Here is an 11653-nt window from a genome sequence, read left to right as displayed (position 1 = left end):
GGGGGGGGAAAGAAAGGGTTTACTTCCACGACTTTGGGAAAGAAGGGGGGGGGGGGGGGGGTGGGGGGGGGGTTTTTGGGTCCCAACCCAAAAACCCCCCCCACGACCACCCCGGCCGCAGGCAGGCCCTTCACGGCACAAGCTCGGCCGCGTCACCTTTGAGTCATAGAGGGCTCGACGCTGGGCCCAGGGACACCGAACGAGCCACCTTTGACCTACCCCGGAGCGTTTCGCGGCCCTCAGTCCGCGACGGACAGCACGACCTTTCCCGTGGTCTTCCCCGCGGCGACCAGTTCTTGGGCCTTCGCGGCTTCTTCCAGCGGAAACACCGTGTCGATGGTCGGCTTGAGGTGCCCGCTGTCGACGAGTTCGGCCAGCGCGAGCAGTCCGGTGCGGTCCGGCTCGGCGAGGGTGAACCCTGCGGTGACTCCGGCGGCATCGGCCAGTTCCGGCAGCCGCTCGTCGTTCGTGCGGGTGAGCTGGACGAGCCTGCCGCCGCGGCGAAGCGTCTTGAGCGAACGCGGCCCGTACTCTTGACCGATCGTGTCGAGGACGACGTCGACGTCGCGGACCTCCTCGGCGAAATCCGTCGTGCGGTAGTCGATGAGCTCGTCCGCGCCGAGACCGCGGAGGAACTCGTGCTTGGCCGCGCCGGCCGTCCCGATCACGTACGCGCCGCGCGTCTTGGCGATCTGGACCGCGAGATGCCCGACCCCACCCGCCGCCGCGTGGACCAGAACCCGTTGCCCCGGCTGGATGTCCGCCGTGTCGACGAGGCTCTGCCAGACGGTCAGCCCGGCGAGCGGGACCGCGGCCGCGTGCACGTGGTCCAAAGTGGACGGTTTACGTGCGAAGTGGCGGCTCGGCGCGGCGACGTACTCGGAGTACGCGCCGGCCTGGAACGGGAACGACGGCATGCCGAAGACCTCGTCGCCGGGGGAGAACAGGGACGCGCCCGCGCCGACCTCCTCGACCACGCCGGACACGTCCCAGCCGAGGATGAACGGCGGATCGCCCATCGGGCCGATGCCGCCGGTCTCGCGGGTCTTCCAGTCGACCGGGTTGACACCGGCGGCGTGCACCCGGACCAGGATCTGGGTCGGGCCGGGGACGGGTCTCTCGATGTCGACGAGTTCGAGGACTTCGGGGCCGCCGAGACGGTTTTGACTGATCGCTCGCATGGGTCCATTGTTCGGCGAGTGTCGTACCTTGGGCGAGGTTCAGACGGGCCAGGAGGCGTCAGGATCGGGACAGCCTCGACGACGGCGCAAGTGCTGGTTCGTGCGATGAAGGGGCCTTTCATAGCAAAATTTGCTATGAAAGGCCCCTTCATCGCACGAGGCGGGGTCGGTCGGTGAGGCCGGTCGGGCCCCTTCGCGACGCATGCATGCGGGATCCCGCGCTCAGGCGTCCCGCAGCACCGCCAGGATCTCCGTCTGCCCGAAGTGCTCGGCCCACCCCAAGGCCGACGACGCGTACAGCGAGTCCTCGAGCGAAGGATCCGCCCCCACTTCCAGCAGAGCCCGCACCGCGTCCACATGCCCTCCCTGCACGGCCAGGTGCAACGCCGTGACACCTTCACCGTGCGAAAGCCCGCCGAAGGTGCCCTGGCGGTTCACCGAGGCGCCGAGCTCCGCCAAAGTCCTGATCGCCGAAGGCTTCCCCTGAGCGGCGGCCCAAGTCAGCGCCGTGCCGCGGTAGACGTCGGCGTCCACATCGGCACCTCGTGACACCAGGGTCCGCGCCGCGTCGGACCGGTCGTTCCGCGCGGCCCACGCGAGCGCCTCGTCGACGACCTCGGCCGGATCGTCGCTCGGCCGCCATTCCGGGAAACCGCTGTGCGGCCGGTGGAACTCGCGATGCGCGCCCGCCGCGGGGGAGAGCGTGCCGCCCGGCGCGAGCAACTCGTCGAGCAGATCGGCCCGGCCGAGTCCCGCCGCCACCCGGAGATTGCCGGGGGAGAGGCTGCGCGAAGCCAGCAGTTCCGCCGCCTCGCGATGGCCCCAGAACAGCGCGACCACCAGCGGTGTCCCGCCGTCGCCCCGGGCGGGAACGTCGACCGGCGCGCCCGCGTCGAGCAGCATCGTGACCAGCGGCGGCAGCCCGGCGTACCCGGCCTGGTGCAACGCCGTCCAGCCGTGGACGTTGGCCGACGCCGGATCGGCGCCGTGATCGAGCAGGATCCGGCACAGCCGCTCGTCGCAGGTCGCGGCGGCCATGCCGAGCAGGTCGTTCCCGTTCTTCCCGTGTGCGTGGACGAGGGTGGGCAGGTCACCGATCAGGCGCGCGAGCCCGGCGAGATCTCGCGCGTCGATCAGTTCCCGTGCCTTCTCGAAGGCGAGTTCAGCCGGTGACGTCACGCTCCCGCACGCTACCCCCGACCCCCGACAGAACCCGCCATTCGGCCAGCGGGATCCGGTCGTCCTCGGTCAGCACCTGCAGGCAGACGTGATCCGCGCCCGCGTCCAGATGCGCCCGCACCCGGGCGTCGATCTCGTCCTCACCGACGGCGACCAGCGCGTCTACGAGCTTGTCGGAGCCGTAGTCCTCCTCGGTGAACCCGAACCGCCGCAGATTCGCCCGATGGTGGGCGGCCAGGTCCAGGTACATCGACACGTGCCGCCGTGCGATCTCCCGGTCCGATCCGAGGACGACGGCCTGCTCGACGGCGAGGAAGGCCGAAGGTCCCATGGCCTTCCGCGCCAGCGCCGTGTGCTCGACAGGGACGAAGTACGAATGCGCCCCATCAGTGCGTTCCGCGGCCAAGGCGAGCATCTTCGGCCCCAGTGCGGCCAGTAGCCGCCGACGAGGGGAGTCCGGTGTGGACAGATCGGTCTTGTCCATTTCGTCGAGATAGCCGCGCATCGCCTCCAGCGGTTTCGCGCCCGGCAGATGACCGCCCAGCCCGAGGGTGAACCTGCCCGGATAGGCCTCCGCGAGGGTCCGTTCGGCGGCGGCCGCGGCGACGGGCGCCCGGTGGGAGAACCGCGCGATACCGGTGGCGACGGTCAGCCGGGACGTTGCCGCCAGCAGCAGCCCTGCCTGTGTGAACGCCTCCCGCCCCAGGTACTCCCCGAACCACAGCGTGTCGAAGCCGAGTTCTTCGACCTCCGCCGCCGCCTCGCGGACCTCGCCGATTTCCTTGCCGTCGAACGAGAACGTCCAGATCCCGACGCTCATCGGGTCACCTCCGCCAGTGCCGGGGCGAGCTGTTCCAGCTGGTCCACCATGGACTGAAGATCGTCCCCGGCGGGATGGACGAGCACGGTGTCCGCGCCGGCGTCCACGAGTTCCTTGATCCGCCCGGCGATCCGCTCTTCGCCGCCCCACGCGGTCAGCCCGTCCACGAGCCGGTCGCTGACGTCGTCGATGTCGGCGTCGGTGTAGCCGAGCCGCTTCCAGCCCTTGAAATAGTGCGGGACGCCGTACTGCTTCATCAGCCCGATATCCCTCGCCACGCTCTCCCTCGCCTGCTCACGGTCGCCGAGCAGGATCGAATGGGTGGGGATGAGCAGCTTGTCCCGGCCGAGGATCTCGCGGGAGTACGGCGTGTGCTCGAAGGGCTGGGCGAACGGGTGCGCGCCGTCCGTCAGCTCCCGCGCGAGTTCGAGCATCTTCGGCCCGACGGCGGCGAGGACGCGCGGAAACGGTACCGGCGCAGGGAATTCCTCCGCCGCCGCGGACATGGCCGTGAGGTAGTCACGGGTCTGTTCGAGCGGCCGGTAGTCCGAGCCCGCCTTCGCCGCCTGATACGAGTGCCCGATCCCGACGCCGAGCACGAACCGGCCCGGGAAGGCCTGCGCGAGCGTCCGCCCGCCGCTGTGGGCGGTGTACGCGGGCCGCGACCAGATGTTCGCGATCCCGGTGCCGACCACCACCCGTTCGGTGGCGGCCAGCGTGATGGCGCTGTACGCGAACAGCTCCCGGTTCCCCGGCCCCTCGCCGCCCCACACGGTGCGGTAACCCAGCTCCTCCAGGCGTCGTATCGCCCGCCGTTCCTCGTCCGGGGTCGGCGTGAACATGCCGACCGGTAGCCAGACACCCACCGGGCCCAGCCGCTCCCGGGTTTCGTCGATCAACGTCATTCGTGTCTCCCCAGCTAACATGAGGCAGCCTCCGCTTACGCCGTCCGACTATACGGAGGCTGCCTCCGATTTGTCGAGACTAGGCTCGGGAGCGCGATGGTCACCGAGAAGAAGCCGCTGCGGGCGGACGCCCGGCGCAACTACGAGCGCCTCCTCGAAGAGGCGAGGCGCGCCTTCGCCGCGCACGGGGTCGAGGCGTCGCTGGAAGAGATCGCGCGCCGGGCCGGTGTCGGCATCGGGACGCTCTACCGGCATTTCCCGACGCGGGAGGCTCTGGTCGAGACGGTGCTTCGCGAGGGCTACGACGCGCAGGCCGCGGTGGCCCGCGACCTTCTCGACTCCCCGGATCCGGTGGAAGCGCTCAAGGCCTGGTTCGCCGGAATGGGTGAGCAGGCGGCGCGGTATCGCGGACTGCCCGAACTGATGGTCGACGTCCTCGACGACGAGACCTCGCCGTTGTATGCCTCATGTCACGCGATGCGGGACCAGGTGTCCCACCTGGTGGAAAGGGCGAAGGCTTCGGGAGAGCTCCGGGCGGACGTCACAGTGCACGAATTGCTGGTGCTGCTGCACGCGCTTTCCTGGGCCAGTGAACACCTTTCGGGTGACAAGGGCCTCGAACGCCTCCTCGATCTCGTTTTCGCCGGATTACGGGCGAGTTAACAATCCCCTGTCACCAGGTCTAAACTGCGGCGCAACCGGGCACAACGGCGTGACCGTCAACAGTGAGTCGCAGGCACAGACCAGATAGTGGGAGCCGTATCGTGACCAAGCCGAACAAGCCCGTCGTCCTCATCGCCGAGAAGCTCGCGCCCTCCGTGTTGAGCGTCTTCTCCGACGAGGTCGAGGTCCAGCATGTGGACGGCACGGACCGCCCCGCGCTGCTCGAGGCCGTGAAGACGGCGGACGCGCTGCTCGTGCGGTCCGCGACGAAGGTCGACGCCGAGGTCCTCGGCGCCACCACCTCGCTCAAGGTCGTCGCCCGCGCCGGCGTCGGGCTGGACAACGTCGAGGTCCCCGCCGCCACCGAACGCGGTGTCCTGGTGGTCAACGCGCCGACGTCGAACATCGTCTCCGCCGCCGAACACGCCGTCGCCCTGCTGCTCGCCGTCGCCCGCCGAGTCCCGGCCGCGGACCAGAGCCTCCAGGGTGGCGCGTGGAAGCGCAGCGCCTACTCGGGCGTCGAGATCCAGGGCAAGACCATCGGTGTGGTCGGCCTCGGCAAGATCGGCCAGCTGTTCGCGCAGCGGCTCGCCGCGTTCGACACCAAGCTCATCGCCTACGACCCCTACGTCTCGGCCGCCCGCGCCGCGCAGCTCGGCATCGAGCTGGTCACGCTGGACGAGCTGCTGGAGCGCGCCGACGCGATCTCCATCCACCTGCCGAAGACCCCGGAGACCAAGGGCCTGATCGGCGCCGAGGCGCTGAAGAAGACCAAGCAGGGCGTCATCATCGTCAACGCCGCGCGCGGTGGCCTGATCGACGAGCAGGCGCTGGCGGACGCGGTCAGCTCCGGCCACGTCGGCGGCGCCGGTATCGATGTGTTCGTCACCGAGCCCACCACCGAAAGCCCGCTGTTCGGCCTGCCGAACGTCGTCGTCACCCCGCACCTCGGCGCCTCGACCGCCGAGGCGCAGGACCGTGCGGGCACCGACGTCGCGAAGTCCGTGCTGCTCGCGCTGCGCGGCGACTTCGTGCCGGACGCGGTGAACGTCGCGGGCGGCGGCACGGTCGGCGAGCACGTCCGGCCGTACCTCTCGCTCACCCAGAAGCTCGGCACCGTGCTGACCGCGCTGAACCCGAAGGCCCCGGCCTCGGTCACCGTCGTGGTCAAGGGCGAGCTGTCCACCGAGGATGTCAGCGTGCTGCCGCTCGCGGCCGAGCGCGGCGTGTTCTCCGGCGTCGTCGAAGACCAGGTCACCTTCGTGAACGCGCCGCGCGTGGCCGAAGAGCTGGGGGTCCAGGTCGATCTGGTCACCGAGACCGAAAGCCCCAAGTTCCGCAGCCTGGTCACCGTCCGCGCGGTCCACGCCGACGGCACGACCCTTTCGGTGTCCGGTTCGGTCACCGGCAAGGACGAGGTCGAGAAGCTGGTCGAGGTCAACGGCCGCCACTTCGATCTGCGCGCCGAGGGCAACGTGCTGCTGCTCGAATACCCGGACCGCCCGGGCATCATGGGCCGCGTCGGCACGCTGCTCGGCGAGGCGGGCCTCAACATCGAGGCCGCGCAGATCAGCCAGACCACCGACGGCGCGGACGCGGTCATGCTGCTGCGCGTGGACCGTTCCATCGACTCGCACCTGCTGGAGCCGATCGGCGCCACCGTGGGTGCGCACACCATCCGCGCGGTCAACTTCGGCTGACCTCCAAGTACAGGAAGGCCCCTTCCTTGCGTCAGACGCAAGGAAGGGGCCTTCCTGTACTTCTTCGCAATTAGTCGACTAACTGTGGTTGTTGTGTGTGCGGGGTTCGCGAGAACGCAGAGCAAGATTCAATAACGGTGAAAAATGCCTACTGAAGTCGGGCTGGTCCCCGGATAGGTTCTTCCGGCGAGGCCGAACCATCGCGTCGTCAAGGGCACGGCGCGGCGCCGGGGCTCACCGTCGGGGGTGTGTTCGAGCGGCAGGCAGGTTCCGAGTCAAGGCCTCGAGTGAGGGCACGTACTCATGAACAGATCCCGCGTACCCCGATGGGCGATCCGCTCGTCGGCCGCGGTCTTCGCCGCGTTGCTCGTGACGTCCGTGACCGGGGCGTCCGCGGCCGCGCAGGATGTCCCCCTCGCGGACGGCGTCACGCCGGCGAAGATCGACCGTAACGGATTCCAGGGGAAGGTCGAGCCGAAGCTCAAGGCCGCCCAAGGCAAGATCACCGCCTTCGTCGAGCTGGCCAAGCAGCCCGCCGTCGACGCCTTCAACGCCGAGCAGAACAAGGGCGCAGGCAAGGAACAGGCGAAGAAGGCCGCGAAGGACGCCAAAGCCGACGCCGCCGCGACGGTGAACTCCGTCGTCGGGCAGCTCAAGGCCGCCGACGCCGGCACCCAGCTGGTCACGCAGACCGCCAACGCGGTCGCCGGCGCGGTCGTCACCGCCGACGCCGCGAAGATCCGCGAACTGGCGAAGCGGCCGGACGTCGTTTCGGTCAAGAAGGTCGTGCCGAAGACCCGCACCAACTCCAGCGCGGTCCAGCTGACCAACACGCTCGCCTCCTGGCAGCAGACCGGCCGCTACGGCGACGGCATCCGCGTCGGCGTGATCGACGACGGCATCGACTACACCCACGCCACCTTCGGCGGTCCGGGCACGGCCGAGGCCTACAAGGCGATCAACCGCGATCAGGCCACCCCCGCCTTCCCGACCGACAAGGTCGTCGGCGGTATCGACCTGGTCGGCGACGCCTACGACTCGGGCAGCGACGACCCGGCCCTCAACACCCCGAAGCCGGACCCCAACCCGATCTCGTGCGGCCACCACGGCACGCACGTCGCGGGCACGGTCGCCGGATTCGGTGTGGACGAAGCGGGCAAGACCTTCACGGGCGACTACAAGAAGCTGAACAAGAAGAAGATCGAGGCGATGCAGATCGGCCCGGGCACCGCGCCCAAGGCCCTGCTGTACGCGATCAAGGTCTTCGGCTGCGACGGCTCGACCAACGTCACCTCGCAGGCGCTCGACTGGTCGCTCGACCCGGACGGTGACGGAGACTTCACCGACCACCTCGACGTGGTCAACCTTTCGCTGGGCGGCGACTTCGCCACCCCGGACGACCCGGACTCGCTGTTCGTGCGCAAGATCGCCGCGAACAACGTCGTGCCGGTGTTCTCCGCGGGCAACGGCGGCGACCTCAACGACGTCGGCGGCGCGCCGGGCAACACGCCCGAGGCGCTGACCGTCGCCAGCAGCCGTGACGCGTCCGTCCTGCGCGACGCCGTCGAAGCCGTCGCTCCCGACGGCGTGAAGGGCGCGAAGACCGGGCAGTTCAGCCAGAACTACGCGACCTACGACACGCTCGACGTCACCGCGCCGGTGGTCACGCTGTCGGCCGACAACGCCGCCGGCTGCAAGCCGTACTCCGAAGCCGACAAGGCCAAGGCCGCGGGCAAGATCGTGTTCCTCGAATGGGACGACAACGACGCGACCCGCGCCTGCGGTTCGGTCGCCCGGTCGAACAACGCGCAGGCCGCCGGTGCCAAGGGCGCGCTGTTCTCGTCCACGCTGGAGCACTTCACAGCGGGCATCGCGGGCAACGCGGCCACGCCGACGTTCCAGCTGACCGGCAGCGCGACCGCTTCGCTCCGGCCCGCGGTGGCCGCGGGAACGCTGCAGGTCCGCATGACCGGCAAGGGCCGCGTGTCCGTGCCGACCACCGACAAGTCCATTGTGGACACCCCGAGCTCGTTCACCTCGCGTGGCGGGCGTGGTCCGGCCGTCAAGCCGGACGTCGCGGCGCCCGGTGACTCGATCGCGTCCGCGCTGAGCGGGAGCGGGGCCGGTCGCCTGGTCATCTCCGGCACTTCGATGGCGGCTCCGCACACCTCGGGTATCACCGCCCTGATCCGTCAGGCGCACCCGGACTGGTCGGTCGAGGAGGTCAAGGCCTCGGTCATCAACACCGCCGGCCACGACATCCGCGACGCGTCGGGCCGCGTCTACGGGCCGCAGCGCGTCGGCAGCGGCCGGATCGACGCGAAGGCCGCGCTGGACAACCAGGTCCTGGCCTACGTCGTCGACAACCCCGGCTTCGTCTCGGTCAACTTCGGCGTCGTCGAAGCGGGCGGGCCGGTCACCCTGACCAAGACGGTCAAGGTGGTCAACAAGGGCATCAAGCCGGTCGAGTACTCGGTGGGCTACGAAGCCGTGAACGCGCTTCCCGGTGTCGAGTACACAGTGGACAAGCCGACGGTGAAGCTGAGCCCTCGCGGTATCGCGCTGGTCAAGGTGACCCTGAAGATCGCCGACCCCAAGGCGCTCCGCAAGGTCATCGACCCGACCATGGCGACCACGCAGGTCGGCCTCGCCCGGCAGTTCGTGGCGGACGCCTCCGGCCGGATCGCGTTCACCCCGAAGAGCGGCACGACCGTTCCGCTGCGGCTTTCGGTGTACTCCGCGCCGAAGCCGGTCTCGTCCATCAACACCCCGGGCAACGTCAACTTCGGCGCCGGCCAGACCCAGGCCGTGCTGAACCTGACCGGCAAGGGCGTGGACCAGGGCACCGGTGCGCAGCGGTACCGCTCGCTGATCAGCGTGCTCGAGCTTCAGGCGGAATCCCCGCAGCTGCCCGAGTGCGACGGGGACGTCACCACCGACTGCACCCTGAACCAGACCGCCAAGGGCGCCGACCTGCGCTACATCGGCGCCGCGTCGACGGCTCCGCTGGCCAAGGCGCAGGGTGAGCCGGAGAACGCCTTGCTGGCCTTCGGTCTCACCACCTGGAGCGACCTGGCCAACCTGGGCAGCAACACCTCGCCGTTCGTGGACATCGACACCACGGGCGACGGACAGCCGGACTTCGAAACCTATGTGACCAAGGTGACGTCCACCGATGTCCTGGTGGCGGTCACCGTGGCGCTGAAGCCGGGCTTCCCGCAGGTGGACATCCAGCCGATCAACGGCCAGCTCGGCGACGTCGACACGAACGTGTACGACACCAACGTCGTCGTGCTGCCGGTGAGCATCGCGGCACTGGGCATCGACCCGAACGCCGCGTCGCACAAGATCAGCTACACGGTCGGGACCTCCGGGTTCTACGCGGCGCCGGGCGCGGACTCGTCGACCATCGACTACGTCGGCACGCCGCTTTCGTTCGACGCCTTGGCTCCCGCGTACACCGTCCAGGGCGGCGGCGACTCCGCGCTGGGCTACGTCGCGAAGCCGGGCACGGCGCTGGTGGTCAACCGCAACGCGGCCGCGCAGGACACCGTGCTGGGCCTGCTGGCGATCGAGCACCACAACGCCTCGGGCAACCGGGCGAACGTGGTGAAGATCCAGGCGAACAACGGCAACGGCGACACGGGTGTCGACCGGCCGGGCAACGGCGGGCGGCACACCGGACGTCAGCCGATCGGTGTGGGCTGACGCGGTAGTGCGGTAGTCCGCGTTCGATGAGGTGAGGGACGCCCTGGCGGCATGCTTTCCGCCAGGGCGTCCCTTCTTGTTTTCACCCTTTCGGCTGTCTCGCTCTGTGGGAGATTCCGGCATAAGGGTGGTGCGGCTACGGCTACCGGGCTACGGCCGGTAACCTTCCGCTGCTGGCGTTTTCTTGCGGATGGGCCATCCGGACTGCCGGTGGCCTGGTCTACGGAGGTGTGTGGATGCGGCTCGCGGTGATCCCAGGAGACGGGATCGGGCCCGAAGTGGTCTCCGAGGCGCTCAAGGTGCTCGGTGAGGTCGTACCGACTGCGGAGATCACGAACTACGACCTCGGCGCCGCCCGGTGGCACTCCACCGGCGAGCTGCTCCCGGAGTCGGTACTCGGTGAACTCCGTCAGCACGACGCGATCCTGCTGGGCGCGGTGGGCGACCCGACGGTGCCGAGCGGCATTCTGGAGCGCGGGCTGTTGCTGCGCCTCCGGTTCGAGCTCGACCACCACGTGAACCTGCGCCCCGCCCGGTTGTACCCGGGGGTGCGCGGACCGCTCGCGGAGGCGGGCGAGATCGACATGGTCGTCGTGCGTGAAGGCACCGAAGGCCCGTACGCGGGCAACGGTGGCTTGCTGCGCAAGGACACCGAGAACGAGATCGCGACGGAGGTCAGCGTCAACACGGCGTTCGGCGTCCGGCGTGTGGTGACCGACGCGTTCAACCGGGCCGAGGCGCGGCCCCGCAAGCACCTGACGCTCCTGCACAAGACGAACGTGCTGGAGTACGCGGGTTCGCTGTGGTCGCGGATCGTCGAAGAGGTCTCGCTGGAGCACCCGGAGGTGACCGTCGCGTACTCCCATGTGGACGCCGCGACCATCCACCTGGTGACCGACCCGTCCCGCTTCGACGTCGTGGTGACGGACAACCTGTTCGGCGACATCATCACCGACCTGGCGGCGGCCGTGACCGGCGGCATCGGGCTGGCGGCGAGCGGGAACCTCGACATCACCCGGCGGAACCCGAGCATGTTCGAGCCGGTGCACGGCAGCGCGCCGGACATCGCGGGCCAGGGTCTCGCCGACCCGACCGCCGCGGTGCTGTCGGTGTCGCTGCTGCTGGACCACTTGGGACAGAAGGAAGCGGCGCGGCGGATCGAGGCCTCGGTGGCCTTCGACCTCGCGACGCGCGACCAGGCGTCGCCCGGTGCGACGCACGCCATCGGTGACCGGCTGGCGGCACTGGTGTCGTCGAACGTGCGCCCGGTCACTCAGTAGTTGTTTTGCTGAAGGGGCTCTTCGCCGCATCTCACGCGGTGAAGGGCCCCTTCGTCGCATCCAAGGGGCGGTCGTGGGGGGGGGGTTGGGGTTTCCCCCCCAACCCCCCCCCCCCCCCCCCCGGGACGAACCAGGGAAGGGGAAGAATGAAAGACAAGAGGGGCGGAAACGGGAGGGACAGCTGCGGTTTGTGGGGTGGGGGAGACAAGAAAAAACA

8 protein-coding genes are annotated in these 11653 nt (G+C 69.4%); 4 read left to right on the top strand and 4 right to left on the bottom strand.

What is annotated here, in order from left to right:
• Nucleotides 1–239: 239 nt before the first annotated feature.
• The 4 genes from AC0685_RS43105 to AC0685_RS43090 form a co-directional block, all read right to left on the bottom strand.
• Nucleotides 240–1181, bottom strand: coding sequence for an NADP-dependent oxidoreductase (locus AC0685_RS43105; RefSeq protein WP_478230799.1), 942 nt, complete (start codon nucleotides 1179–1181; stop codon nucleotides 240–242).
• 222 nt (nucleotides 1182–1403) lie between these two features.
• On the bottom strand, nucleotides 1404–2360 hold the full coding sequence (locus AC0685_RS43100) for an ankyrin repeat domain-containing protein (RefSeq protein WP_478230798.1): 957 nt from the start codon (nucleotides 2358–2360) through the stop codon (nucleotides 1404–1406).
• Nucleotides 2344–3180 carry a TIGR03620 family F420-dependent LLM class oxidoreductase gene (locus tag AC0685_RS43095; RefSeq protein ID WP_478230797.1) on the bottom strand — a complete coding sequence of 279 codons (837 nt, stop codon included), beginning with the start codon at nucleotides 3178–3180 and terminating at the stop codon, nucleotides 2344–2346. The genes AC0685_RS43100 and AC0685_RS43095 overlap by 17 nt, the downstream gene beginning before the upstream one ends.
• Nucleotides 3177–4085 carry a TIGR03620 family F420-dependent LLM class oxidoreductase gene (locus AC0685_RS43090; RefSeq protein ID WP_478230796.1) on the bottom strand — a complete coding sequence of 303 codons (909 nt, stop codon included), beginning with the start codon at nucleotides 4083–4085 and terminating at the stop codon, nucleotides 3177–3179. Before AC0685_RS43090 ends, AC0685_RS43095 begins: the two co-directional genes overlap by 4 nt.
• 96 nt (nucleotides 4086–4181) lie before the next feature.
• On the opposite strand from AC0685_RS43090, the gene AC0685_RS43085 reads away from it, so the two are divergent.
• From AC0685_RS43085 to AC0685_RS43070, 4 genes are all read left to right on the top strand, one after another.
• Nucleotides 4182–4748, top strand: a complete 567-nt coding sequence (locus AC0685_RS43085) for a TetR/AcrR family transcriptional regulator (protein WP_478230795.1) — start codon at nucleotides 4182–4184, stop codon at nucleotides 4746–4748.
• A gap of 101 nt (nucleotides 4749–4849) precedes the next feature.
• Nucleotides 4850–6448 carry a phosphoglycerate dehydrogenase gene (gene serA, locus AC0685_RS43080; protein WP_478230794.1) on the top strand — a complete coding sequence of 533 codons (1599 nt, stop codon included), beginning with the start codon at nucleotides 4850–4852 and terminating at the stop codon, nucleotides 6446–6448.
• Nucleotides 6449–6751: 303 nt separating this feature from the next.
• Entirely contained in the window at nucleotides 6752–10156 is a 3405-nt protein-coding gene (locus tag AC0685_RS43075) for a S8 family peptidase (protein ID WP_478230793.1), read from the top strand.
• A 236-nt stretch (nucleotides 10157–10392) separates the two neighbouring features.
• Entirely contained in the window at nucleotides 10393–11436 is a 1044-nt protein-coding gene (locus AC0685_RS43070) for a 3-isopropylmalate dehydrogenase (protein WP_007031599.1), read from the top strand.
• Nucleotides 11437–11653 lie beyond the last annotated feature (217 nt).

It is taken from the genome of Amycolatopsis sp. NPDC043889, from assembly GCF_056435645.1.
This window is presented reverse-complemented; position numbering and strand designations above follow the sequence as displayed.

What these genes read in the sequence shown, in the direction of transcription:
- AC0685_RS43095 (WP_478230797.1), bottom strand. Translation starts at nt 3,180, where the DNA reads ATGAGCGTCGGGATCTGGACGTTCTCGTTCGACGGCAAGGAAATCGGC.
- AC0685_RS43105 (WP_478230799.1), bottom strand. Translation starts at nt 1,181, where the DNA reads ATGCGAGCGATCAGTCAAAACCGTCTCGGCGGCCCCGAAGTCCTCGAA.
- AC0685_RS43090 (WP_478230796.1), bottom strand. Translation starts at nt 4,085, where the DNA reads ATGACGTTGATCGACGAAACCCGGGAGCGGCTGGGCCCGGTGGGTGTC.
- AC0685_RS43075 (WP_478230793.1), top strand. Translation starts at nt 6,752, where the DNA reads ATGAACAGATCCCGCGTACCCCGATGGGCGATCCGCTCGTCGGCCGCG.
- AC0685_RS43070 (WP_007031599.1), top strand. Translation starts at nt 10,393, where the DNA reads ATGCGGCTCGCGGTGATCCCAGGAGACGGGATCGGGCCCGAAGTGGTC.
- AC0685_RS43085 (WP_478230795.1), top strand. Translation starts at nt 4,182, where the DNA reads ATGGTCACCGAGAAGAAGCCGCTGCGGGCGGACGCCCGGCGCAACTAC.